We start from the raw sequence: 23254 nt of genomic DNA, 5'->3' as shown, positions 1-23254 counted from the left end.
TCTCCTGCGTGGCGTTCTCCTCAGCCGCCCCACCCGGACCGCTTCTGCGCCGCCCATCCAACGCACACTGCCCAATCCATCCGGCGCCCGCGCAGCGCGCTCGGGCACCACGTTCTCCTGCGCCGCGGGCTCCTGCGTTCTCGTGCGCTGCCCCCACTCAGCCCCGTTCCCGCACCGCCCTACCCGGTGCGCGCGCCCAGTCTGCTCCTGCGCGGCGTTCTCGTGCACTGCCCCACCCACCCAGCCCGCTCCCGCACCGCCGCACCAGGCATGCGCACCCAGCCTGCTCCCGCGCAGCGAGCTCCTGCGTAGCGCTCTCCTGCACTGCCCCACCCGGTTCCACACTGGCCGATCGGCGCGCGTTGCCCCGTCCGGCCTGCTCCAGGACGGCCCACCCGGCATGCACTGCCCCAGTCGGCCAGCTCCCGCACCGCCCGGTGCGCACTGCCCACCCGGCGTGCACTGCCCGACCCGGCGCCTGTTCCCCCACCCGGTCTGCTCCCCGCAGTGCGCCGCCCGGCGTGCTGCCGCGCCGGCGCCGGTGGGCGGCCGACGGGCTCCGGCCAGTACCCATCTGATGTCCAGGCCGAAGGCTCACCCGTACCCGAGTTCGTGCAGCCGGGCGTCGTCGATCCCGAAGTGGTGCGCGATCTCGTGCACGACCGTGATGTTCACCTCATCCACGACATCCTCGACCGTCGTACAGATCGCCAGCGTCGGGTTCCGGTAGATCGTGATCCGGTCAGGCAGCACCCCGCCGTAGTAGTGCCCGCGTTCGGTCAGCGGAATCCCCTCGTAGATCCCGAGCAGCCCACGCTCACCAGCGGGCGGCTCGTCCTCCACGAACACCGCCACGTTGTCGATCAGCGCCGCCAGCTCCGCCGGTACCTCGTCCAGCGCCTGCGAAACCAGCACTTCGAAGTCCGCCCGGCTCATCTCGATCACCCGTCCAGTATCTCGTTTTGGAAGCTGGCCCGGTCTCCTCTATGCTTACGGCTGTCCCTGGAGCTTCGGCTCCCGCGGGTCCGAGTCCCCATCGTCTAGTGGCCTAGGACGCTGCCCTTTCAAGGCGGTAACGCGGGTTCGAATCCCGTTGGGGATACGGTCGAAAGACCGGTGCAAGAAGTAGCTCGAAGATGCTGTAAGATCATCGAGTCATCTGGCCCAGTGGCGCAGTTGGTTAGCGTGCCGCCCTGTCACGGCGGAGGTCGCGGGTTCGAGTCCCGTCTGGGTCGCAGGAGAAGAGGCGGCGGTGTGAAAACACCGCCGCCAACCTTTCTCCCCGGTCAGGTAGCTCAGCTGGTAGAGCGTCCGCCTGAAAAGCGGAAGGTCGGCGGTTCGAGACCGCCCCTGACCACGACCAAACCCCTCTCCAGGCAAGCCGGGGAGGGGTTTTTCTTTCCGACGTACGGTCCGCGGATGCTGCGTTCGTCGCTTCGCTCCTCATCCGTGTGCTCAGTGAGCTCCCCGCCATGTGTTCAGTTGCGTGCGAATGCCCGCCGCCTGCGGGTACCGCCCACCTCGTACACGAACGGCAGCTTGAGGCAGAGCGCAAGTCGCGCTCAGCGCGCGAGTGACCGCAGGGTCTGCCAAGGGCCCTTCGCCGGTGACTCCAATCACAGGTGGCCATCCGGCGCGTTGCGTCATCCAGCGCGGCGTCGTCATTGCTACGTATGCAGAACAAAGGCGTGGGGGATCAGGCAGGCTGGATGTCGTGACCGATCAATGGCAGAGCGGGCGGTCGGCGGATGTCGGCGAGCTGCTCGATCGGGTGGGCGATCACCGTGACCTGGCGCGTGTACTGGAAGTCATGCGAGCCGATCACCTGCACGAGTGGGAGAACCAGACGCTCGAGCGGTACCTCGGCGCGCTGGCCGCGATCGTCGGTAGTCTCGACGGTCTGCTCGCGAACCGTGGTGAGGATCTGCCTGAGCAGCCCTCGTGGGCATTGGTCGCTGAGCTCCTTGTCGCCGCCTCCGGATACGAATGACGAAAGTCGACCACGAAGAGCTCCAACCACCGGACACCCAGCCCTCGAACGCATCGGGCATCGGGCATCGGGCATCGGGCATCGGGCATCGGGCATCGGGCAAGCGTTAGCTGCGGGTGGGGTGCACTCCGAACTTTTCGGTCATGAATCGCCAGAAGAGTGGGATTGCGTCGGTCGTTGGTTTGTCGATGGTGTCGTTGTGGCCTGTTGTGGAGAGGTGTTCGATGCGTACGAGGCCCTTGGGTGGCTGGTGTATTGAGCCGGGGGCGCGTACTGCGACTACGTCGTAAGGCGGTTGGGGGATTGGCGTTGGGACGACGATCAGGTCGTGCATTGAGGTGCATCCTGCCAAGGCGTGCGGGTGGGCCGAGGCGAGGATGCTTTTGACGACGGCTGGCATGTGCCGGAACTCCGCGTGGCGATCTGCGATGTCTGTGAGGAAAGCGTCGATCTCGTCCCATGGTTGCCGGCGAAAGGGGTGCGGCCAGCCGTGGGTCCTCATGGGCTTGATGATGGCAGGGGTTAGGGGCGACTTCGTCGGTAGGGTGAAGCGTGACTGTTGAGGGGCGGGATTCTGGGCTGGTGTGGGAGCCGCGGTGGGTTGGGCGGCCTGTTGATACGCATTTCTCGGCTGGTGATACCAGTCCGTTGGTGCGGGCTGATGACACGAATCGGCTTGTGGCACATGCGGCTCTGGGTGATCGGGTCGAGGAGGACGATGACGACGATGTGCTCAAGGTGGCTGCGGGGATCGCGCTGGGAGTGTTGATGACTGTCGGCGCTTACAAGGCGGCGCCGCAGGTCAAGGCCTGGTGGAAGGAACGTCGGGCGAAGAAGGGCACTGCGCCAGATACCTCGGAAACGTCAGAAGCCTCAGAACCCACGGACCTCGCCCGGTCCGCGGAACTCGCCGGGCTCGCGGAACTTGCCGGGGTCGCGGGACTCTATGACGGGGCTGACACTCCGGAGAAGGCAGCGTTGGGCGTTGGTGCGTTCGCGGCTGGGGTGGAGGTGGCGCTTGAGGCGCAGCGGACGGAGATGAGTAGTGCGGAAGCGCAGCGGCGGCTTCTTGAGGTCATGGTTGCCGCGGCCGTCATCGCCGGCAATATGCGAGCACTGGGGACGGCCGAACTCGAGCACGGTGCCTCGCCGGAACTGCGGAGTGCGATGGACAAGCTCACGGTTCCTCAGGTCACGGACAGCCTCAACCGGATGCTCGCGGCGGATTCCAGCCTGCTTGGCGAGCAGGCGTCGGCTGACCTGATGCAGATCTTTGGCGGTGGTGGCGTGATCGACGGGCGGTACGTGCCCCTGCGCGACGACCTGATCCAGGAAGCGCTGCGCCTGCCCCGGACTGCCTGACAAGCGCGACCACCTCGAGTACTGGTACGTCGCGGGGATTGGCTGTTCAGGGGTTCAGGTGGATTCGGGTGGATTGGGTGTCGCGGTAGAGGGAGGTGTACTCCGGGGGTTTCGGGAGTATCGTTTGCGGGGCGACGTGTGGGCGTGGTTGCGGTTGGTGGTTGGGGTAATGCAAGGAGTTGATGGATTTAGGGGTCGGCGGGTGCTCCGAGAAGCAGGCCGGTGAGGGGTTCAGTGCGGTGGGGTAGAGTTCGGTAGATCAGGGTGTACGATCAGCGAATGCGTGATTACCGCATTTGGCTGAGCTCGTTGGGGAGTGACGGTGGCACCCTCGCCTGAGGCTGTTCGGTTGGCTCGGAGACTGCGCGAGCTTCGGGAGTCGCAGCGGCTGACTCAGAAGCAGTTGTCGCGTGCGCTCAGCGCTGATGTGCGGGTCGCGGTGGCGACGATCAGTTCGTGGGAGTCGCAGTCCAACCCGAAGCTGCCGCCGGAAGAGCGGCTGCGGTCGTATGCGTTGTTTTTCGCGAAACCGGCGGCGCCGGAGCGGTTGCCGCGGGAGCAGGATCTGTCCACGGCCGAGCGGGAGCGGTTCAACGCCCTGCACCGGGAGCTGGTGAACCTGCGGGACGAGGTCCGGCATCAGCAGGCCGACTCACCGTCCGGCGGCGGCTCGTACACGTTCGACTTCGAGTCGGGCCGGGTCACCATCATCTGCCCGGAGGCACCAGCGGAGGGGCGTTCGCCGCTCGCGGACGAGGACAACCCGAACCACACCCGTTTGTACAAGTACGCCGATCTCGACGCACTGATCGAGATGTGGGGTCACGTCCGCGCCTCCAACCCGGAGCTCCGCGTCCGTCACCGGCTGCCGTCGGAGGTGAGCGCGGATCACCTGTCCGGCCACCTGATCGTGCTCGGCGGCACCGCCTGGAACCAGCTCACCGGCCGGCTGCTGCGAGTTCTGAACGAACTCCCGATCAAGCAGCTGTCGGTGGCGGACTTCGCCGATGGCGAGATCTTCCGGTCGCGCGACACCCGTGAGTACCGCCCGGTCTGGGAAGAGCGCAAGGACGTCGAGGTCGACGAGGCTCCCACCAAGGCGGAGCTCGAGGTCGAGCAGGCGCAGGACGCCTGGAAGGGTACGACGCCCCGCGAGCTGGTCGAAGACGTTGCACTACTCGCCCGTTTGCGTAACCCGTTCAACCGCAGTCGCACCATCACCATCTGCAGCGGCGTCTACAGCCGCGGTGTACTGGGTGCTGTCCGGTCGCTGACCGATGACGCGGTGCGGGAGCGCAACGAGGCTTACCTGGCCAGCCGCTTCCCTCATGGCACCTTCGGGCTGTTGCTCCGGGTGCCGGTGGTGAACGGCGAGGCCATCACTCCTGACATGGAAATCTCGGAGAACCGGCTCTATGAGTGGTCGCCCGAGGAGGAGGACGAATGAGCCGGCCGATCAAGCACGGCACATCCCACGCAAGTCTGCTGCACGACGTCTCCGCGATCACCACCACTCCCAAGGCCCGCAGCCGCCTGGACGCGATCGTGGTCCCGGCCGCGCGGCCGGCGTCGGCGTTGCAGGACGTCATCACGTTGTCGATCGAGTTGTCCGTACCGCTCGTGATCCTGTGCAGCCGGCAGGCCCAGCTCGAGCAGGTCGTCGCGCGAGTCGAGAATGTCGAGAAGAACTTCGGCGCGAAAGCAGTTGTCGTCGAAGTACCCGAGAACTACCGGCCGCCGTGCGATCCGCCGCTGACTTCCGGGCCGGAGTTCCGCGAGGTCTCGGCCGGCCGGTCCAGTGATCTCAGTGCGAAGCGCAACATCGGCCTGCTGCTCGGCCGGATGCGCGGCTGGAACAAGATCCTCTTCGTCGACGACGACATCAGCCGGTTCAATCGCCGTGACGTCGATCGCCTGACCGGGTACCTGGATCGTCATCCGGTCGCGTCGATGGTCAGCCGCGAGTACCCGGACAACTCGGTGGTGTGTCACGCGCGCCGGCTGGCCGGATTCAAGCAGGACGTGTTCGTCAGCGGCGCCGCGCTCGGCGTGAACCTGAAGCACCCCGAGCTGTCGTTCTTCGCCGATGTCTACAACGAGGACTGGTTCTTCTTCGCCCGGCAGGCGGCGAACCGTTCACTGCCGAAGATCGGCGAGGTACGCCAACTCGCGTACGAACCGTTCGCGGATCAGGGCCGCGCGGATCGGGAGGAGTTCGGCGATCTACTCGCCGAGGGGCTGTACGGCCTGTTCGAAACCACGCCGCACTGGAGCTTCAAGGACCAGCTCGCCGCCGCGACCGTGAAGTCCCACTGGCGGAACTTCGCGACCGACCGCCTCGAGTTCATCCAGCAGACCCTCGACGCGCTCGACCGGGCCCAGATGTCGGCCAGCCCGGCCAACTACCTGGACATGCTGAACGCGCAGGCCTCGCTGCTGATCGCGGCGAAGCGCGCCTCCAGCATCACGCCGGACCTGTGCGTCGACTTCATCGAGAAGTGGCAGGAGGACGAGGTGCGCTGGCGGCAGATGCTGCGCCGCTTCCCGTCCTCGATGACCGAGCGGGACGCGCTGGCCGAGCTGCAGCTACCGACCTGGGCGCTGTGTGGGTACGGCCAGCTCGCCGGGGTCGCGGGGACTGCCTGACCGCAGCCGGATCTCCCGCCGGCCCGAGCCGTCCGGCAGCAGCTGGCGCTCACCGGTGGGGCAGAACCCGAGCCGGTCGTACACCTGCTGGGCGAGCGTGTTCGTGTCCAGCACCCAGACCCGCCATTCGGTGACGCCCGGATCGATCGCGGCCAGGTACGCCAGGATCTCCCGCAACACGCCGGTACGCCGGTGCCGCGGATCGACCCAGACCGACTCGATGTGGCGCTCGTACGGTGGCCGGTCCGCGACCCGGACCGAGCTCGCCAGCCCGACGATCCGCGCCTCGTGCCGCGCGACCACCCACCGCATCCGGGTGAACCGCTCCCGCCAGCCCTCCTCGCCGACGGCCACCTCGTCCTCGTACACGGAGAGGTACGCCGACGGCGAGTCCTTCAGCGCCCGGAGACGTACCTCCCGGGCGATCGGCCAGTCGTCGCTTCCGAGCATCGCGAATTCCAAAGTCCCGGACCCCTTCGGGAGATGGCAAGCATCCATCCCAGTGTCGCCGTTTCGCCCGATGGCCAAACAAGAGGACGAACAATCTCACACTCGCCACGCCCGGAGCGACCGGGGTGTCACCCGCAGATCGCGCGGTTCACGAACGCGTCGACGGAAGCGTCCGGGTTGGTCGTGAAGTTCGGGGTGACAGCGACCGTGACCTGCCGGCGGGTGTCCTCGGTCGCGAAGGAGTACGCCTGGTACGCGAGCGCGTCGCCGTCGTTGCCATAGACCCGTACTCCGCATGAGGTGTCGTGCCAGGACAGTCCGAGGCCGTACGAGCCGTCCTTCGTACCCGGCGTCTTCATCTCGGCCAGCAGTCGTGCCGGGAGCAGGTGTCCGCCGAGCAGTGCGGAGAAGAACCGGTTCAGGTCATGCGTGGTCGAGATCAACTCACCGCCCGCACCGAACAGGGACGGGTTCAGCTCGGTGAAGTCGATCAGGCCGCCGTCCTTGGGTACGTACCCGTGTGGGTGCGGTCCACGCAAGTACGGGGACGTACCGGGCATCGACGTACCGGACAGGTGGAGCGGGCGGATCAACCGGCGTTCCACCTGGTCGCCGTACGTGCGGCCGGTCGCCTTGTAGATGATCTCGCCTAGTACCAGGTAGTTGGTGTTCGAGTAGTTGTACTGCGTACCTGGTGTGTCGAACACCGGTGGATGCGCTACGGCGCGCTTGATCTGTTCGGCCGCGGTCCACGTCCGGTACCGGTTGGCGTAGAACTCTTCGTTGGGCGGCAGTGGGAGGGTCTTCTTGTAGTCGTACAGACCGCTGGTGTGGTTGAGCAGCTCCCGTACAGTGATGTTCTTCCCGTTCGGGACAACACCAGGCAGCCAGCGCTCCACAGTGTCATCGAGGCGCAGTACCTTCTCGTCGACCAGTTGCAGTACGACGGTGGCAACGAATGTCTTCGTAATGCTCCCCGCCCGGAACCGCCCCGCCACAGGTACCTTCCGCGTGCTGCCCAACTCCGAGACCCCGCTGCTCCCCCGCCACACGGCACCACCGCTCCGCACTTCAGCAAGCGCCCCGATCCCCTGCACTTCATTCAGTTGCCCCTGCAACCCACCGGTCGAAGCAACAGCCACCCCCGGCACCACACCAGCCGCCGCAACCGTCACCAACGCCACCAAGCTCCGACCCAACATCCCAAGCTCCTCACGAAGTCCGAGCTCCAACCCTGTCCTCCCCAGCGTCGGCAAACATCCGGGACACCCCGCCCCTGCCCCCGAACAGCGTTGGTGGCTTCCCCGGCAAACTCGCCGGCAGTTGCCAGGGGCAACTTATGCGGCAGCGGTGGCTTCGGTGAGCTGGGACTGCGTCGGCTGGAGCTGGGGACTGGCGAGAGTCAGGAGAACGTTGGCGGCGGCAAAGACCGCTGCGGCCAGGAGTCCGCGCTCATAGCCGGACTGGAGGGCCTGCAGCTGGGTTGCGCCATGGGTCAGCTCGTGGGTGGTGTGGGTGATCGACAGCGTGGTGACGATCGCCAGACCAAGCGCTCCCCCCACCTGATACATCGCGTTCACAACCCCCGATGCCGCGCCGGCCTCGTGCGGACGCACCTCCGAGACCGCGGTGATCTGGCCGGCGACGCCGACGCCCATGATGCCGAACCCGAAGATGAGCAGACCCGGCAGGAGTTGCGATGCGTAGCTGCCGGTCGCGTTGGCCTGGGAGAGCCACAAGAGACCGACGACGCTGAGGATCGCCCCCGAGGTCTGGACGGTACGCGTGCCGACTCGCTGAACCAGCTGAGACGCGAGCATGGCGCCGACGATCGCCGAACCACCCATCGGCAGGAAGTGAACGCCCGCCTGCAATGCATTGTCGCCGCGGACCTGCTGCAAATAGATCGCGGTCAGGAAGAACATCGACAGGAAGCCCGCGCCGTTCAGTGCCAACGAAGCACCGGAGACGCTGAGCGCACGCGACCGGAACAACCGCAGTGGGACAAGCGGTGCGGCGGAGCGCGATTCGACGACAACGAAGGCGGTCAGCAGAAGTACGCCGGCAGTCAGTACGCCGATGACCTCGAACGATCCCCATCCGGACGGCTCGGAGCGCACGACGCCGTACACGACCGCCATCAACCCGGCCGTACCGAGCACCGCGCCGAGCGTGTCGAACGTACGCCGGCCAGTCGTGTGCCGCAGGTCGCGTACGAATACGGGCACCAATGCGACCAGCGCGATCACGATCGGTACATTGACGAAGAACACCCACTGCCAGCTGAGCGAGTCGACGAGTACGCCGCCCGCGACCACGCCGAGCGTGCCACCGAGACCGGCCAGCCCGCCCCAGACGCCCATCGCGATGTTCCGCTCGCGACCATGCGCGAACGTCGTCGTCAGAATCGCCAGCGCCGCCGGCGACAGCAGCGCACCGCCGAGCCCTTGCACCGCCCGCGCCCCGATCAGGAACTCGGGGGAGTTGGACAGGCCCGCCACCAGCGAGGTCGCGCCGAACAGCAGCAGGCCCGCGGTGAACACCCGGCGCGGCCCGAGCAGGTCGGCCATCCGCCCGCCGAGCAGCAGGAAGCCGCCGAAGAGCAGCGTGTACGCGTTGATCACCCATTGCAGGGAATCGGCGGAGAAGTGCAGATCCGCCTGGATGTGGGGCAGCGCGACGTTCACGATCGTCACGTCGAGCACCACGATGAACTGCGCGAGAGCCAGCACCGCGAGGGTGGCCCAAGGACTGCGTCGCATCGCCGTACCTCATTCGGAAGTCATGTCTACGCCGTATATATACGGCGTAAGCTTACACAGTAGACGTTAGGTCTACGGTGTAAACTTGTCAACATGGCCACCCAGACTGCCCGCCGCCTCGACCCGGAGAAGGTCGTCGCCAGCGCGCTCGCGATCGCCGACGACGAAGGCCCGGCCGCGGTCTCGTTCCGGAAGCTGGCCGCGCAGCACGACGTCACCCCGATGGCGATGTACCGGCACTTCAAGGACAAGGACGACCTGCTCGCCGCGCTCGGCGACCGGATCCTGGCCGACGTCGTGCTCCCGGAGCCGACCGGCGAGCCGTGGGATGTGCAGCTGCACAACGTGCTGGCCGCGTTCGTGACCGCGCTCCGCGGCCACCCGCGGCTGGCCGATCTGACCCTGCCCCGGATCCTGGTGGCCGAGTCCGGCCTGGCGCTCGCCGAGCGGGCGCTGGAGCTGCTGGTCGAGGGCGGTTTCGAGATCGACGACGCGGCCGAGATCGGGCGGCAGTCGATCTGCTCACTGATCGCGCTGGTGACGACCGACCCGATCGCCCGCGAGGTGAACGATCCGGAGGCCCGGGAGGCTTCGCTGCGACGGAAGCGGGCCTCGCTCGGCGCACTGTCGCCGCAGCGGTACCCGATGGTCACCTCGGCCTCGAGCGCATTGGTCTGCCCGTCGTCGGCGGAGCGGTATTACGCCATCGGCCTGGAATTGGTCGTCGCGGGCATTCGCGGCGTACAAAACTGAGCGGTTCAGAACTGGCGGTTCAGAACTGGCCGTTCAGAACTGGCCGTTCAGAACTGGCCGTTCAGAACCAGGTCGAGAAACAACCGTTGGCGTGGAGATGCGGCGCGAATGCCCGGAGAGGACTACGCTCCGAAACGGAGCGATTCCATTCTCTCGACGGAGGTACACCAATGGCGGGGAAGTTCGAGCTGTACAAGGACAAGTCCGGGGAATTCCGGTTCCGCTTGAAGGCCGGCAACGGTGAAATCATCGCGACCAGCAGCGAGAGCTACGGCACGAAGGCCTCGGCGCTGAACGGGATCGACTCGATCAAGCGCAACGCGGCCGAGGCGAAGGTCGACGACCAGACCGACTGAAACCGCAAGTGAACAAGGGGGTTTCTCCGGTACGCCCGAAGAAACCCCCTCCGCTCAGATTCCTTCCGAGTACACCAGGCCCCGGACCTCGACGCCGAGGCCCTCGATGCCCGCGTCCGGGATCATCGCGGCCAGCTCGCAGGCGCGCTCCTTGGACGCCACGTCGACCAGGTAGAAGCCGCCGAGGAACTCCTTCGACTCGACGAACGGCCCGTCGGTGACGGCCGGCAGCCCGTCCCGGACCCGGACCAGCGCCGTCTGGTCCGGCTGCTCCAGGGCGACCGTGCTGCTGAACTCGCCGGACGCCTTGATGGTGTCCATGAACTTCTGGTGCCCGGCACCGATCGCCTGCTGCTGCGCCTCCGGCAGCGCGGCCAGTACGTCCGGGTTGATGTTCAGGACCAGTAGGTACTTCACGGTGTCTCCTTTTGCCCGCGGCGCCCGGTGGTGGGTGCCTCTCATCCATCAGTACGGAGCGGTCCGGCGCATCTTGACATCAGTCCCGCTACCGTTCCGCGCATGGCCGGTTTGAGTCTCACAGATGTCCAGTCCGCGGCGGAACGCCTCGCCGGGGTGGCCCGGCGGACGCCGGTGCTGACCTCGCGGACACTGGACGAGCGGGTCGGTGCCCAGGTCTTCCTGAAGGCAGAGAACTTCCAGCGGGTCGGGGCGTTCAAGTTCCGCGGCGCGTACAACGCGATCAGCCGGCTGTCCGCGGAGCAGTTGCGGGCGGGCGTCGCCGCGTACTCGTCCGGGAATCACGCGCAGGCGGTCGCCCTGGCGGCACGGATCGCGGGTACGAGCGCGGTGATCCTGATGCCCGCGGATGCTCCGCCGACGAAGCTGGCCGCCACCCGCGGGTACGGCGCGGAGGTCGTCACGTACGACCGGTACACGCAGGACCGGACCGCGCTTGCCCATGAGCTGGCGACCGAACGCGGCCGGACGCTGATCCCGCCGTACGACCATTACGACGTGATGGCCGGTCAGGGGACGGTGGCACTCGAACTGATCGAAGAGGCCGGCCACCTGGGCGCACTGCTGGTCCCGGTCGGCGGCGGTGGGCTGATGGCCGGATGTGCGACCGCGGCGTCGATGCTGTCGCCGGGAATCCGGATGATCGGCGTCGAACCGGCGGCGGGCGACGACCATGCGCGCTCGCTGGCGGCCGGCGAGCGGGTCGAGATCGACGTACCGCGGACGATCGCGGACGGGCAGGCGATCTCGACGCCCGGCGAGCTGACCTTCGCGCTGAACCGGCGGCTGGTCGAGTCGTTCGAGCTGGTCAGCGACGCTGAGATCGTGGCCGCAATGGCGTTCGCGTTCGAGCGGCTGAAGATCGTGCTGGAGCCGAGCGGCGCGAGCGCGCTGGCGGCGCTGCTCGCCGGGCGCGTGCACGGCCTGCCGGAGCGGGTCGGAGTGGTGCTGTCAGGCGGAAACGTGGGCCTGGAGCGGTTCCGCGAGCTGCTCGGAAATAGCTGAGCGCGCAAGGACTTTTAGTGTGCCCTGGCCACCCTCTGTGCTCGTCGTCACAGAAAGCCACTTGCGTGATGTGACCGAGGTCACATCGATGCCCTCATTTGCCCTCTCTGCCCCGCTCAGACGCGCTCAGGACACCTGATGTTCACCCCGCGGCGCCGATCCGTCAGAAGGCCACTGAAAGGCATTCAGGAGGGTCTGTTCCGATTTGAGGGTTTGCGCCGTGATCGTTCTGTTATACAGTCGTCGGCGGTTCGGTAAACAGCACGAACCGCACGCGGGTCAACGCCGAGCTCTGCCAGGCCCGAGTGCTCCCCTCGAACAACCATGGCAGAGGTGGGGGACCCAGGAAGTTGGGTTGAGGCTGTGAGTGGCCGAAACCCTGGGGTGAAGTCCGCGGGAGCGGACCGGGCTATGAATCCCAGCCCGAACCCGACAGCTAACTTCACAGGCGTCGGGAGACAACCATGCCCGTCACTGCCCGACGGACGACGCTTACGCGCGCCGTCAGCTCAACCGTCAGTACCGACCGGCCCACCGGCCGGACCCTGGCGAAGCACCGCAGGACCAGCAAGCCAGGCACCCCGCGTGCCGCCGCGGCCGTCCTTTCGGTCGGCCTCGCTGTCGGCGGTGGGGCCGCCCTCAGCCTGAGCACCACCCCGGCGACCGCCTCGGCGGCCACCATGACCGCTGCCCAGCAGCGCGGTCACACCAGCGTGCCGAGCCGGCCGCTGCTGCGGTTCCGTGACTCCGGGCCGACGGTGAAGTACGTCCAGCGCGCCCTGCACCTCGGACCGGACGGATACTTCGGCTCCAGCACCGTGCGGGTGCTGAAGAAGTTCCAGGCGTCCTGGGGCCTGAAGGCCACCGGTTACATGGACAAGAAGACCTGGGGCCGGCTGACCTGGGCCGCGAAGCACAAGGTGCTCTACGGCAAGTACGGCACGACCAGCAGCAGCGCCACCAAGGGCACCACCGCGTTCCGGACGAAGGTGCTCCGCGAGGCGGCGGCGCTCAAGGGCACCCCGTACCGCTACGGCGGCACCAGCAGGAGCGGTTTCGACTGCTCCGGCTACACCGGGTTCGTGTACAAGGTGGCCGGCCACAAGCTGCCGCGGACGGCCCGCCAGCAGTACGGCGCGACCAAGCACATCAGCCGCTCGGCCGCCAAGCCCGGTGACCTGGTGTTCTTCCGGAACAGTGGCGGCGGTGTGTACCACGTCGGCATCTACGCCGGTGGGAACACGCTGTGGCACGCCTCGAAGCCGGGCCGCCCGGTCGCCAAGGCGAAGATCTGGACCAGCAGCGTGGCCTTCGGCCGCGTCTGAGTCCTGACCGGTCGGCGCCCTTCCCCCCATTGGGCGCACCCGGTCGTCAGCGTCTGCTCCCCCCGGCACGCTGACCCCGGAACCGGCCCGAACCGTCGATCCCCCCACCCCTCCGACGGATCGGGCCGGTTTCCTATTTCCCGGTGCTTCGGTCAGTCGTCGAGCACGGATTGCTCCGATCAGTCGTCGAGCAGGCCGGCCTCGTACGCGGTGATCGCGACCTGGACGCGGTTCGTCGCGTTCAGCTTCACCAGCGAGCGGGAGACGTGCGCCTTCACGGTCGCCTCGCTCATGAACAGCTTCCGGCCGATGTCGGAGTTCTGCAGGCCGCGGCCGACTTCGATCAGTACCTCGCGCTCACGTTCGGTGAGTTTGCTGATCCGCTCCTGCGCGGCGCGCCGCCGGTCCGCGCGCGGGTCGGCGGCGAAGTGGCCGATCAGCCGCCGGGTGACCGCCGGCGACAGCATCGCCTCACCGGCCGCGACCACCTTGATCGCCTGCACCAGCTCGCGCGGCGGGGTGTCCTTGAGCAGGAACCCACTGGCGCCCGCCTGCAACGCCCGGAACACGTAGTCGTCCAGGTCGAACGTGGTCAGCACGACGATCTTCGGTGGATCGGGCAGGGCCTGCACCTCCCGAGTCGCGGCCAGACCGTCCAGCCGGGGCATCCGGATGTCCATCAGCACCACGTCCGGATGATGCTCGCGGACCATCGCCGCCGCGTCCGCGCCGTCCTCCGCCTCGGCCACCACCTCGAGGTCGTCGTCCGACTCGAGGATCATCTTCAGCCCGGCCCGGACCAGCGCCTCGTCGTCCACGATCAGCAGCCGTGTCATCGTTCCCCTTCGGTACGGTTCGCCGGGTCACCGTTCAACGCCGACTCATGACCCAGCGAAGTATCCCGGTTCACGCCGGCACCGCGGTTCGATGCAGTGCCGTGGTTGGGTGCGGTGTCGGGGCGCAGGGTGGTTTCGGCCAGTACTGCCTCGGTGTCCTGGCGGTGGGTGTCCCACGGCAGCCAGGCCTCGACCTGCCAGCCGCCGTCCGCGGTCGGCCCAGTGGCGATCCGGCCGCCGACCAGCTGCACCCGCTCACGCAGCCCGACCAGCCCGGCCCCGGCTCCAGGCAGCAGCGAGCCGGCCGCCACCGGCCGGACATTCGTCACCCGCACCGTCACCCCCTCACCACGGGCACCCGAGACGCGTACGTCGGTCGCCGCGCCGCGGGCGTGCTTGTGGACATTGGTCAGCGACTCCTGGATCACCCGGTACACAGTGCGTCCCACCGACACCGGCACATCATCGGGCAGCGCGAACTCGTACCCCACCATCACCCCGGCGGCCCGCGAAGCCTCGATCAGCCGCTCCAGATCGGACGCCCGCGGCACCGGCGCCAGGTCCGCGCCGTCGACGCTGACATCCGTCCGCAGCACGCCGAGCACCTCGCGGAGGTCCTCCATCGCCTGCCGCGCGGTCTCGCGGATCAGCCGGGCGGAGCCCTCCACCTTGTCCGGACCGACCGTCGGGTTCACCTCCAGGCCGCCGGCGTGCAGCGCGATCAGCGACACCTTGTGCGCCAGCACGTCGTGCATCTCCTGCGCGATCCGGGACCGCTCGCCGAGCCGCGCCTGCTCACTGCGCAGCTCTCGCTCGGCCTCGGCCCGCTCGGCCCGGTCCCGCAGCGACGCCATCAGATCGCGGCGGGCACCCACGTACGCCCCGACCGCGATCCAGGTGCCGACCAGGAACGGGCCGGTGAACACCGACACCCAGATCTGGCCGCGACCACCCCAGCTGTTCAGTACGTAGGCCGCATACGCCGCGAGGCCGAGGATCGCCAGCACGAGATCCCGGCGCCGGATCGACAGCGTCAGCAGGGCCAGGCCCATCGGCACGAAGATCGACGCGGTCAGCATCGCGACGATGGTGACCGCGGTGACCGTGACCGGGAAGCGCCGGCGCCAGATCAACGCGAGCGACGCGACTATGCCGGCGCCCAGCACATACCAGTCCTTGACCGTCCAGCCGCCGCCACCGGACGCCGCCTGCGCGACGATGGTCAGCAGGCTGAACCCGGCGTACAGGATGTCGCGCAGGCGCGCGGCATGCCTGAGCCACCAGGCGTACCACCGGCGCAACCGTCGCATTCCGTCACTGTAGTTCGCCGCGCGACGCGATCACGTCCCCCATCCGGGTGGGAATCGCGGCCGTTCGGACGACTTTCGTAGGGGGTCGGTCCAGCCGGTCGTCCGATGTGCGAGCAGGGGTCCGGACGGTTGACTCGATGCCATGATCACCGTCGAGAACCTGACCAAGCGCTACGGCAGCACCACCGCCGTCCAGGACGTGTCGTTCACCGTCCAGCCAGGCAGCATCACCGGCTTTCTCGGCCCGAACGGCGCCGGCAAGTCGACCACGCTGCGGATGCTGACCGGGCTGACGCCGCCGACCTCCGGCACCGCCACGATCACCGGCAAGCGGTACGCCGACCTGCCGAACCCGGGCCGCGTGGTCGGCGTGATGCTGGACGCCGCCGCGCAGCACCCGGGCCGGACCGGCCGCGAGACGCTGCTGCTGGGCGCCAGCCTGCTCGGCGTACCGAAGGGCCGCGCCGACGAGATGCTGGTAGCGGTCGGGCTCGAGCACGCCGCCAAGCGTCGCGTCGGTCAGTACTCGCTCGGCATGCGCCAGCGACTCGGTATCGCCGCCGCGCTGCTCGGTGATCCCGCCGTACTCATCCTCGACGAGCCGGCCAACGGGATGGACCCGGAGGGCATCCGGTGGATGCGGGGCCTGCTGCAGGACTTCGCGTACCGCGGCGGCACGGTGATCCTGTCCAGCCACCTGCTCGGTGAGGTCCAGGCGACCGTCGACCGGCTGGTCGTCATCGGCGGCGGCCGGATCGTCGCCAACGGCTCGCTGGACGAGCTGCTGGCCGGGTCCGGCACGCTGGTCCGCGGTCTCGACCCGATCGGGCTGAACCAGGCGCTGACCGCGGCCGGGCTGCGGCTCGAGCCACTGACTGACGGCGCGCTCCGCGTCGACGCCACCGCCGAGCAGGTCGGGCGGGCCGCCGCGGCCGCCGGCCAGATCCTGCTGGAGCTCCGCCAGAGCGACGGCGCCGGCCTGGAGGACCTGTTCTTCCAGCTCACCAGCGCGCCTGCCGCCGCGGCCGCCTGATCACCCCGACTTCTTCCTGGAGACCCTGATGACCACCGTGACCACTGAGGACACCCTCGCGCCTGTGGAGCCCGCCAAGCACCGGGCCGACGTGGCGACCAGCCTGCCGCCCGCGCGCGGCCAGTCGTTCCTGAAGCTCGTGACGATCGAGCTGCGCAAGTCCGTGAACACCCGCAGCGGCCGGGTACTGATCGCCGCCATCCTGCTGATCGCCGTCGCCGCACTGGCCTGGCAGATGACCCACCTGCCGGCCGGGAACGTCACGCTCGAGTACATGCTCAGCGCCGCGGTCACCGGCGTGATGCTGCTGATGCCGGTCATCGGCGTGATGACGATGACCTCGGAGTGGACCCAGCGGACCGCACTGACCACGTTCACGCTGTCGCCCCGCCGGGTGCGCGTCCAGCTGGCGAAGTTCACCTCGGCGATCGTGCTGAGTGTCCTCGTCCTGAGCGTGGTCGTGGTGCTGAGCCTGGTGAGTACCGTCCTGACCGGTGCGGTCACCGATCATGCGGCCTCGTACGCCGGGCTGGGCGGGCTGTTCGCCGGGGCGTACCTGACGGTTGCGCTGAATGTGGTGATGGGTGCCGCGTTCGGTGCGGTGATCCCGCAGACCGCGGTCGGCATCCTGGCGTACTTCATCGCGCCGACCGTCTGGTCGATGGCCGGGCCGGCGCTGTTCAAGGACAACGCGAAGTGGCTGGACGTGTTCGGCGCACTCGGCCGGATCGCGGAGCGCGACCTGCACGGGGCGGTGCCGGAGACGCTCACCGCGGTCGGCGTCTGGATCGTCCTGCCGACCATCGTCGGACTGTGGGCAAGCTCACGTCGCGAGGTCAAGTAACGGGGGAAAGACGCGGCGGGGTGGGCTGGTTTGAGGGGACCGGCCCGCTCCGCCGATGCTGTCCCCGGAGCTCCACGGGGGCTTCGGGACCTGGCCCAGGGGGCCGGTGCGTGTGTCGATCCGCCGCTCCGGGTATCCTTGAACCACGATTACTGACGACTGATCCGTGGGCGCCACGCAGCGTACCCGGTTGACTTGTGCGAGGGGGTCGACGCTATGGGGCGCGGCCGTGCAAAGGCCAAGCAGACGAAGGTCGCACGCGACCTGAAGTACCGCACCTGGGACACCGACTTGGACCAGCTCAAGCGAGAGCTGTCCGGTGACCAGGGTGGCGACCGTTCTGCGAACGGTGACAACGACGGCGACGGAGACGACGCCGACGACTACCACCCCCGTCGGTAAGCATTAGCCCGGCTGAGCTGCTCAGGCGCCCCACTCGGGGTGACTGAGCAGTTCACCGTGCGCCCGACGAGTACACCGCATCAGCACCACCTGCGGCGGTTCAGTGATTCCAGTCGCCCGAGGCGTCGGACGGCTCGATGACGAACCGTGCTCAGGTGGTGCTGTGCAGCCGCCAGTTGATCCTGTGCAGCCGCCAATTGGTGCTCCGCACCCGCCGACGATGACGGGTGCGGCAGCCGGATCGCCTACTTGGCGTACGCGCCTTCCAGCGTGACCGTTCCGCCCGGCGTCGCGGTCACTTCACCGCAGACCCAGGCGGGGATGTCGCGGGCGGCCAGTGCCTGGATCGCCGCATCCGCGGCGGACGGGTCCAGTACGGCGACCATGCCCGCGCCCATGTTCAGCGTCTTCTCGAGCTCGGGCAGCGCCACGTCGCCGAGCAACCCGACCAGCCCGAAGATCGGTGCCGGCGTCCAGGTCGAGCGGTCGATCCGTACCGACAGCTCGGCCGGGATCACCCGGGCCAGGTTCGCCGCGAAACCACCGCCGGTGATGTGCGACATCGCGTGCAACGGGCGCTCGTCCGCGTCGTTGAGCTCCTGGATCAGCTCGAGGCAGTGCTTGGCGTACACGCGGGTCGGCGTCAGCAGCACCTCGCCGAGCGTCGTCCCGAGCTCCGGCACCACCCGGTCGAGGGTCCACTTGGCGCGGTCGAAGAACACGTGCCGGACCAGGCTGTACCCGTTGGAGTGCAGTCCGGACGACGCCATCGCCAGTACGACGTCACCCGCCCGTACCCGCTCCGCACCGAGCACCTCGTCGGCCTCGACCACCCCGGTCGCCGCGCCCGCCACGTCGTACTCGTCCGCCTTCAGCAGGCCCGGGTGCTCCGCGGTCTCGCCGCCGACCAGCGCCGTACCCGCCTCCACGCACGCCTCGGCGATGCCCTTCACGATCTGCGCGATCGTCTCCGGCACCACCTTGCCGGTGCAGATGTAGTCGGTCATGAACAACGGCTCGGCACCGCAGACGACCAGGTCGTCGACGACCATCCCGACCAGGTCGAACCCGATCGTGTCGTGCTTGTCCAGCTTCTGCGCGATCGCGACCTTGGTCCCGATCCCGTCGGTCGAGGTCGCCAGCAACGGCCGGCGGTACGAGGTCAGGGCGGTCGCGTCGAAAAGCCCGGCGAACCCGCCGAGCCCGCCGACCACCTCGGGGCGGGTCGCCTTCGCCACCCACTCCTTCATCAGCTCGACGGCCCGGTCACCGGCCTCGATGTCGACCCCGGCGGCGGCGTAGCTCGCCCCTTCGCTCACGTTTCTCTCCCTGTCACGGCTGGGTAAGTCGATGCCCAGTCTGACCGACTGGCGCGCACGGCTGGGAAGGCGTGGCTACGGCCGGCTCAGCGCGTCGGCGGCGCCGGCGCCACCGGCCACCGTCGCCAGCCCGTCCGCGTCCGTGCGCAGCGGATCCTCCAGCAGGTGCTTCCCGAGCTGTTCCGGATCGGGCAGCGCCACCGGGTACACGCCGTCGAAGCAGGCCCGGCAGAGCCGGTCCATCGGCACCGTGGTTGCCTCGACCAGCCCGTCCAGGCTGATGTACCCGAGCGAGTCGGCGCCGAGCGAACGGCAGATCTCCTCGGTGTTCAGCCCGTTCGCGATCAGCTCGGCGCGGCTGGCGAAGTCGATGCCGTAGAAACAAGGCCATTTCACCGGCGGCGCGGTGATCCGTACATGGATCTCCTTGGCGCCGGCCTCGCGCAGCATCCGGATCACCGCACGCTGGGTGTTGCCGCGGACGATCGTGTCGTCGACGACGACCAGGCGCTTGCCCTCGATCACCTCACGCAGCGGGTTCAGCTTCAGGCGGATACCGAGCTGGCGGATGGTTTGGCTGGGCTGGATGAAAGTACGGCCGACGTACGCGTTCTTGACCAGGCCGGAACCGTACGGGATGCCGGATTCCTCGGCGTAGCCGATCGCGCCTGGCGTACCCGACTCCGGGGTCGCGATCACCAGGTCCGCCTCGGCCGGATGCTCCTTCGCCAGCTTGCGGCCGATCTCGACGCGGGTCGAGTAGATCCGCTGACCGGAGATCTGGGTGTCCGGGCGGGCCAGGTACACGAACTCGAACAGGCAGCCCTTCGGGTCCGCCTCGGCGAACCGGGTCGAGCGCAGGCCGTCGGCGTCGACCGCGACCATCTCACCCGGCTCGATCTCGCGGATGAAGGAGGCGCCGACGATGTCCAGGGCGGCGGTCTCGCTGGCGATCACCCAGCCGCGCTCCAGCCGGCCCAGTACGAGCGGGCGGATGCCCTGCGGGTCGCGCGCCGCGTACAGGGTGTTCTCGTCCATGAAGATCAGGCTGAAGGCACCCTGCACCTTCGGCAGCACCTTGGCGGCGGCCTGCTCGATGGTCAGATCCGGGTACCCGGCGAGCATCGAGGTGAGGATGTCGGTGTCCGACGAGGCACCGTGCTTCGCGTTCGCCTTGGCGTGGTCCACCTCGGTGTCCAGGCCGAGATCCAGGTCGCCCTCACCGTTCAGGCTGGCGGCGAGCTCGCTGGTGTTCGTCAGGTTCCCGTTGTGACCGAGCGCGATCGACCCGGTCGCCGTCGACCGGAAGGTCGGCTGCGCGTTCGCCCAGACACTGGACCCGGTCGTCGAGTACCGGCAGTGACCGATCGCGATGTGCCCCTTCAAGGACGCCAGCGTCGCCTCGTCGAAGGCCTGACTGACCAGCCCCATGTCCTTGTACACGAGAATCTGGTTCCCGTTGCCAACCGCGATCCCCGCCGACTCCTGCCCCCGATGCTGCAAGGCATAGAGCCCGAAATACGTCAGTTTGGCAACCTCTTCCCCCGGCGCCCAAACCCCAAAGACGCCACAAGCGTCCTGCGGTCCCAGATCCTGAGGGTCAAGTCCATCAGTGAGCCGACCATCGCCACGAGCCACACCAGCAGTCTACGTGACCCAACTGCCGCCTTGGACCGAGCGTCTACCAGCAGGCGTTCATCGCACCGCAGGCAGGCTCCTGGCCGGCGAAAGCCGACGCCGTGATGGGCGAGGAGATTGAGAGAACCAGCGCAGCGCCGACCACAATCAGCAACTTCTTGATCACAACCAGTCCTTTCGAATAGCTTCGAAACCGCCGTCGGGGTGCTCTTTGTCGACGCTGCCTGTATATGGTCGGTTCCGACAAGTTTCTGGAGGAGAGGTACCGTGCTCGAGCCGCTGGGGGTGGACGAAGCCACTTTCTCGGTCTATCACGCCCTTCTCAGCCACCCAGACAGTACGCCGGAGCAGATTGCCGCGCTAGTAGATCGCCCGCTGGCCGAGGTTAACGAGCTGATGGACAAGCTCCGCAAGCTCGAATTGCTCGTCCCGACCTGGACCAGGCCTGAGGCTGAGCATGCAGTCCACCCCAGAGTCGGACTGACCGGACTCGCCGAACGACGCCGCACCGAGCTGAACCAATTACTCGGCGAGTTGAAGGAGGCCGAGGCCTCGGCCGATGTCGTGGCCGAGCAGTACAACGAGCTCCTGACAGCCCGCAGCAGCGGCGACGTCGAGGTTCTCAAGGGCCGTGCGAATGCATCGCGGCGGATCGAGGAACTCGCCCTGAAGGCCCGGGAGACCTTCTGGTGCCTCGTGCCCTCACACCTCGACGACACCGTTCACCCGACCGAGAAGTCACCTGACTTCTCACTGCTTGAGCGCGGTGTGAAGTTGCGAACGGTCTACCTGCAAAGCATGTCCGCTTCGAAGCACGCCGTCGACTATGCCGCGACGATCCATCGCCTGGGTGGCGAAGTACGGGCCACCCCGACCCTCCCCATGCGCCTGCTGATCTTCGATCAGGAGCTCGCAATCATGCCGATGGACCCGGAGAGCCCAACCGCCGGTGCCGTCATTCATCGCACCCCCGCCGTGGTCGCCGTGGCACTCGCCCTCTTCGACGCCTATTGGGCCCGCGCCACCGAGATGTTCAACCCAGAAGACCGGGAAGAAACCGCCCTGACCCCGCACGAATCCGAGGTCCTTCGGCTGCTGGCTGGTGGTGCCAAGGATGAGCAGGTGGCTCGGTTGCTGGGCATCTCCCTCCGTACCGCCCGTCGCATCACCGCCAACCTCTCCGAACGCCTCGACGCCGCCAGCCGCTTCGAACTCGGAGTAGCCGCCGCCAAACGCGGCTGGGTGTGAGACAGGCCGACGACCAGTGTTCGAGCCCCTCGGGTTGACCGATACGACTCTCGCGGTCTACCGGACCTTGCTTCAGCAACCGCACCTGGTACGCCGAACCGGAACGGCCGAGCTCGCTAGCCAATTGAACTTGGCCGAGGATGCCGTTCAAATCGAGGTCGAGCGTCTCCGTGAACTAGGACTTCTGGTTCGGCGTTGGACAGCGACCGACGAGGATTATCCGCTGCATCCGGCCCTCGGGTTCGAGCGATTGACGGCGAAGCGGCAACAACAGATCGACGAGCTGACCGAATCCCTTCGTGTCGACCAGCAGACCGCCGGGCAGTTCATCGCCGACTACAGCGACTTCCTCCAACAAACGTCATCTCACGATCGAAGTTCATCGCGGACGCGATCGCGCATACCAGCGGATGCAGCATTTTCAGCCGACCAGATCCGTTTGGGGATTGCTTACCGATCCCGAGCCGAGCACCCACGACCCGAGCGATTCGCCAGACATCCCGCTACTGGAGCGCGGCGTCGAACTTCGATCCATCTTTCCCGAATCGGCCCTTCGACATCAGTCGACCCGGGACTACAGCGAGTACATGATGGCGTTGGGCGCCAAGGTCCGGGTCACGCCGTCGTTGCCGATGAAGCTGATCATCTTCGATGGCGAGTCGGCTGTGATGGGGATCGATCCCGATGACACGGCCGTCGGGGCCGTTGTGCACCACAGTCAGGCAGTTGTGCGGTTGGCCGAGGAACTCTTTCTGAGCTACTGGAACGATGCTGTCGACCCGTTCGAGCCGCGCCGAGGCGTCACGACGGACGGGATCACCGCACAGGAAGCAGAGTTTCTTCGACTGCTGGTCCGTGGTGCGACTGATGAGCAGGTAGCTCGGCGGCTTGGGGTTTCTATGCGGACTGTGCGGCGGATTGCGGCGAAGTTGGGGGAGCAGGTGGGGGCTTCGGGGCGGTTTGAGTTGGGGGTTCGGGCGGCGCAGCGGGGGTGGGTGGATTAGCCCCAGTCCCAGGCTTGGGAGTGGGGCGGGGGTAGGGAGGGCACGGCTGTCTCCTGTGGGGCGAGGGTGGGAGAGAGCGGTGGGTGCGCCGCCCGGGGCTCGTGGGGAGAGTCAAACAGAGCGGGCGGGAGCGGACAACGCATGGTGGTGGCCGGGAGAGGTCGTTGGCCGGGGGCGGCCAAGCCCTCGACACGTTCGGTGCGTGGGAGGGCGAGTGGGCGTTGGTCCGTCGACAGGGCGAGGCCAAGCCGGGCGGCCGATCGGGGGGTCGGCGGGGCGACAGTACGTATGTGGCCACTGGCTGCTGGTCCGGCGGGTGTGCCGCGGGCGGGGTGGTGCAGTGGGGTTATACGTACTGTCGTGCTGCTGGTGTCGGCTGGGCTCGTCGGGGTTGAGAGGTTCACTGCCGGAGTGGTTGGTTCACCTCAGGCACGCGGGGGGGTGTCCCTATGGGTTTCGTCAAGCGGCTGATGGGGTTGGGTGTTGGTAGAGGG

At 67.6% G+C, this 23254-nt stretch carries 23 protein-coding genes, 3 tRNA genes and 1 riboswitch; of the genes, 16 read left to right on the top strand and 10 right to left on the bottom strand.

Annotation, left to right across the window (positions count from 1 at the left end; genetic code table 11):
* Positions 1-594: 594 nt before the first annotated feature.
* Positions 595-945, bottom strand: a complete 351-nt coding sequence (locus ABD260_RS30940) for a metallopeptidase family protein (RefSeq protein WP_425553437.1) — start codon at positions 943-945, stop codon at positions 595-597.
* A gap of 84 nt (positions 946-1029) precedes the next feature.
* Between ABD260_RS30940 and ABD260_RS30935 the strand changes: the two genes are divergently transcribed.
* The 7 genes from ABD260_RS30935 (at position 1030) to ABD260_RS30905 (ending at position 5998) form a co-directional block, all read left to right on the top strand.
* Positions 1030-1102: transfer RNA gene (locus ABD260_RS30935), tRNA-Glu, on the top strand.
* Positions 1103-1161: 59 nt separating this feature from the next.
* Positions 1162-1235: transfer RNA gene (locus ABD260_RS30930), tRNA-Asp, on the top strand.
* Positions 1236-1284: 49 nt separating this feature from the next.
* Positions 1285-1357 (top strand) — tRNA-Phe (locus tag ABD260_RS30925).
* Between the two features lie 357 nt (positions 1358-1714).
* Positions 1715-1990 (top strand): DUF7660 family protein, encoded by a 276-nt coding sequence (locus tag ABD260_RS30920; protein WP_344239237.1) that lies wholly within the window; start codon positions 1715-1717, stop codon positions 1988-1990.
* Positions 1991-2641: 651 nt separating this feature from the next.
* The gene (locus ABD260_RS30915; RefSeq protein WP_344239235.1) at positions 2642-3352 is read left to right on the top strand and encodes a hypothetical protein; all 711 of its coding nucleotides are present in this window, start codon (positions 2642-2644) and stop codon (positions 3350-3352) included.
* A 349-nt stretch (positions 3353-3701) separates the two neighbouring features.
* Complete coding sequence (locus ABD260_RS30910) at positions 3702-4799, top strand: helix-turn-helix transcriptional regulator (protein WP_344239233.1); 1098 nt, start codon at positions 3702-3704, stop codon at positions 4797-4799.
* Positions 4796-5998: a hypothetical protein gene (locus ABD260_RS30905; RefSeq protein WP_344239231.1), complete on the top strand. Its 1203-nt coding sequence runs from the start codon at positions 4796-4798 to the stop codon at positions 5996-5998. The genes ABD260_RS30910 and ABD260_RS30905 overlap by 4 nt, the downstream gene beginning before the upstream one ends.
* On the opposite strand, the gene ABD260_RS30900 is transcribed toward ABD260_RS30905, so the two are convergent.
* From ABD260_RS30900 to ABD260_RS30890, 3 genes are all read right to left on the bottom strand, one after another.
* Positions 5939-6448, bottom strand: a complete 510-nt coding sequence (locus tag ABD260_RS30900; RefSeq protein WP_344239229.1) for a GNAT family N-acetyltransferase — start codon at positions 6446-6448, stop codon at positions 5939-5941. The genes ABD260_RS30905 and ABD260_RS30900 overlap by 60 nt on opposite strands.
* Before the next feature lie 128 nt (positions 6449-6576).
* Positions 6577-7650 carry a serine hydrolase domain-containing protein gene (locus ABD260_RS30895; protein WP_344239227.1) on the bottom strand — a complete coding sequence of 358 codons (1074 nt, stop codon included), beginning with the start codon at positions 7648-7650 and terminating at the stop codon, positions 6577-6579.
* Positions 7651-7785: 135 nt separating this feature from the next.
* Entirely contained in the window at positions 7786-9210 is a 1425-nt protein-coding gene (locus ABD260_RS30890; RefSeq protein WP_344239225.1) for an MFS transporter, read from the bottom strand.
* A 93-nt stretch (positions 9211-9303) separates the two neighbouring features.
* On the opposite strand from ABD260_RS30890, the gene ABD260_RS30885 reads away from it, so the two are divergent.
* Complete coding sequence (locus ABD260_RS30885) at positions 9304-9963, top strand: TetR/AcrR family transcriptional regulator (RefSeq protein ID WP_344239223.1); 660 nt, start codon at positions 9304-9306, stop codon at positions 9961-9963.
* Positions 9964-10133: 170 nt separating this feature from the next.
* A complete protein-coding gene (locus ABD260_RS30880; protein ID WP_184837657.1) occupies positions 10134-10319 on the top strand; it encodes a YegP family protein in 186 nt (61 codons plus the stop codon).
* 54 nt (positions 10320-10373) lie between these two features.
* Here the strand turns inward: ABD260_RS30880 and ABD260_RS30875 are convergent, their stop codons facing one another.
* Positions 10374-10736 carry a YciI family protein gene (locus ABD260_RS30875; protein WP_344239219.1) on the bottom strand — a complete coding sequence of 121 codons (363 nt, stop codon included), beginning with the start codon at positions 10734-10736 and terminating at the stop codon, positions 10374-10376.
* A 102-nt stretch (positions 10737-10838) separates the two neighbouring features.
* Between ABD260_RS30875 and ABD260_RS30870 the strand changes: the two genes are divergently transcribed.
* Together ABD260_RS30870 and ABD260_RS30865 are read left to right on the top strand one after the other, a co-directional pair.
* Entirely contained in the window at positions 10839-11801 is a 963-nt protein-coding gene (locus ABD260_RS30870) for a pyridoxal-phosphate dependent enzyme (RefSeq protein WP_344239217.1), read from the top strand.
* Between the two features lie 296 nt (positions 11802-12097).
* Positions 12098-12266: riboswitch (cyclic di-AMP (ydaO/yuaA leader) on the top strand.
* Complete coding sequence (locus ABD260_RS30865) at positions 12266-13126, top strand: C40 family peptidase (protein ID WP_344239215.1); 861 nt, start codon at positions 12266-12268, stop codon at positions 13124-13126. It overlaps the preceding riboswitch by 1 nt.
* A 179-nt stretch (positions 13127-13305) precedes the next feature.
* Here the strand turns inward: ABD260_RS30865 and ABD260_RS30860 are convergent, their stop codons facing one another.
* Positions 13306-13962, bottom strand: a complete 657-nt coding sequence (locus ABD260_RS30860; protein WP_344239213.1) for a response regulator — start codon at positions 13960-13962, stop codon at positions 13306-13308.
* Positions 13959-15272, bottom strand: a complete 1314-nt coding sequence (locus ABD260_RS30855; protein WP_344239211.1) for a sensor histidine kinase — start codon at positions 15270-15272, stop codon at positions 13959-13961. Before ABD260_RS30855 ends, ABD260_RS30860 begins: the two co-directional genes overlap by 4 nt.
* A gap of 142 nt (positions 15273-15414) precedes the next feature.
* On the opposite strand from ABD260_RS30855, the gene ABD260_RS30850 reads away from it, so the two are divergent.
* The 3 genes from ABD260_RS30850 to ABD260_RS30840 all read left to right on the top strand — a co-directional run bounded on the left by ABD260_RS30850 (position 15415) and on the right by ABD260_RS30840 (position 17551).
* Positions 15415-16305 (top strand): ABC transporter ATP-binding protein, encoded by an 891-nt coding sequence (locus ABD260_RS30850; protein WP_344239209.1) that lies wholly within the window; start codon positions 15415-15417, stop codon positions 16303-16305.
* A gap of 28 nt (positions 16306-16333) precedes the next feature.
* A complete protein-coding gene (locus ABD260_RS30845; protein WP_344239207.1) occupies positions 16334-17149 on the top strand; it encodes an ABC transporter permease in 816 nt (271 codons plus the stop codon).
* Between the two features lie 216 nt (positions 17150-17365).
* Positions 17366-17551 carry a DUF3073 domain-containing protein gene (locus ABD260_RS30840; protein WP_131293116.1) on the top strand — a complete coding sequence of 62 codons (186 nt, stop codon included), beginning with the start codon at positions 17366-17368 and terminating at the stop codon, positions 17549-17551.
* 245 nt (positions 17552-17796) lie between these two features.
* On the opposite strand, the gene purM is transcribed toward ABD260_RS30840, so the two are convergent.
* The 3 genes from purM to ABD260_RS30825 form a co-directional block, all read right to left on the bottom strand.
* Positions 17797-18870, bottom strand: a complete 1074-nt coding sequence (purM, locus tag ABD260_RS30835) for a phosphoribosylformylglycinamidine cyclo-ligase (protein ID WP_344239205.1) — start codon at positions 18868-18870, stop codon at positions 17797-17799.
* Between the two features lie 75 nt (positions 18871-18945).
* Complete coding sequence (gene purF / locus ABD260_RS30830) at positions 18946-20508, bottom strand: amidophosphoribosyltransferase (protein WP_344239203.1); 1563 nt, start codon at positions 20506-20508, stop codon at positions 18946-18948.
* Positions 20509-20551: 43 nt separating this feature from the next.
* Entirely contained in the window at positions 20552-20674 is a 123-nt protein-coding gene (locus tag ABD260_RS30825) for a hypothetical protein (protein WP_344239201.1), read from the bottom strand.
* Positions 20675-20775: 101 nt separating this feature from the next.
* On the opposite strand from ABD260_RS30825, the gene ABD260_RS30820 reads away from it, so the two are divergent.
* Together ABD260_RS30820 and ABD260_RS30815 are read left to right on the top strand one after the other, a co-directional pair.
* On the top strand, positions 20776-21756 hold the full coding sequence (locus tag ABD260_RS30820; RefSeq protein ID WP_344239199.1) for a helix-turn-helix transcriptional regulator: 981 nt from the start codon (positions 20776-20778) through the stop codon (positions 21754-21756).
* Between the two features lie 299 nt (positions 21757-22055).
* Complete coding sequence (locus ABD260_RS30815) at positions 22056-22760, top strand: helix-turn-helix transcriptional regulator (RefSeq protein WP_344239197.1); 705 nt, start codon at positions 22056-22058, stop codon at positions 22758-22760.
* The last annotated feature ends 494 nt before the right edge of the window (positions 22761-23254 follow it).

Origin of the sequence: Kribbella hippodromi (genome assembly GCF_039531045.1) — a bacterium.
GTDB classification, from domain to species: domain Bacteria; phylum Actinomycetota; class Actinomycetes; order Propionibacteriales; family Kribbellaceae; genus Kribbella; species Kribbella hippodromi.
Note: the sequence above shows the minus strand (reverse complement) of the source record. Positions and strands in the feature narration are given on the sequence as shown.

What these genes read in the sequence shown, in the direction of transcription:
- ABD260_RS30880 (WP_184837657.1), top strand. Translation starts at nt 10,134, where the DNA reads ATGGCGGGGAAGTTCGAGCTGTACAAGGACAAGTCCGGGGAATTCCGG.
- ABD260_RS30900 (WP_344239229.1), bottom strand. Translation starts at nt 6,448, where the DNA reads ATGCTCGGAAGCGACGACTGGCCGATCGCCCGGGAGGTACGTCTCCGG.
- ABD260_RS30855 (WP_344239211.1), bottom strand. Translation starts at nt 15,272, where the DNA reads ATGCGACGGTTGCGCCGGTGGTACGCCTGGTGGCTCAGGCATGCCGCG.
- ABD260_RS30840 (WP_131293116.1), top strand. Translation starts at nt 17,366, where the DNA reads ATGGGGCGCGGCCGTGCAAAGGCCAAGCAGACGAAGGTCGCACGCGAC.
- ABD260_RS30845 (WP_344239207.1), top strand. Translation starts at nt 16,334, where the DNA reads ATGACCACCGTGACCACTGAGGACACCCTCGCGCCTGTGGAGCCCGCC.
- ABD260_RS30860 (WP_344239213.1), bottom strand. Translation starts at nt 13,962, where the DNA reads ATGACACGGCTGCTGATCGTGGACGACGAGGCGCTGGTCCGGGCCGGG.
- ABD260_RS30865 (WP_344239215.1), top strand. Translation starts at nt 12,266, where the DNA reads ATGCCCGTCACTGCCCGACGGACGACGCTTACGCGCGCCGTCAGCTCA.
- ABD260_RS30890 (WP_344239225.1), bottom strand. Translation starts at nt 9,210, where the DNA reads ATGCGACGCAGTCCTTGGGCCACCCTCGCGGTGCTGGCTCTCGCGCAG.
- ABD260_RS30850 (WP_344239209.1), top strand. Translation starts at nt 15,415, where the DNA reads ATGATCACCGTCGAGAACCTGACCAAGCGCTACGGCAGCACCACCGCC.
- ABD260_RS30885 (WP_344239223.1), top strand. Translation starts at nt 9,304, where the DNA reads ATGGCCACCCAGACTGCCCGCCGCCTCGACCCGGAGAAGGTCGTCGCC.
- ABD260_RS30905 (WP_344239231.1), top strand. Translation starts at nt 4,796, where the DNA reads ATGAGCCGGCCGATCAAGCACGGCACATCCCACGCAAGTCTGCTGCAC.
- ABD260_RS30895 (WP_344239227.1), bottom strand. Translation starts at nt 7,650, where the DNA reads ATGTTGGGTCGGAGCTTGGTGGCGTTGGTGACGGTTGCGGCGGCTGGT.
- ABD260_RS30870 (WP_344239217.1), top strand. Translation starts at nt 10,839, where the DNA reads ATGGCCGGTTTGAGTCTCACAGATGTCCAGTCCGCGGCGGAACGCCTC.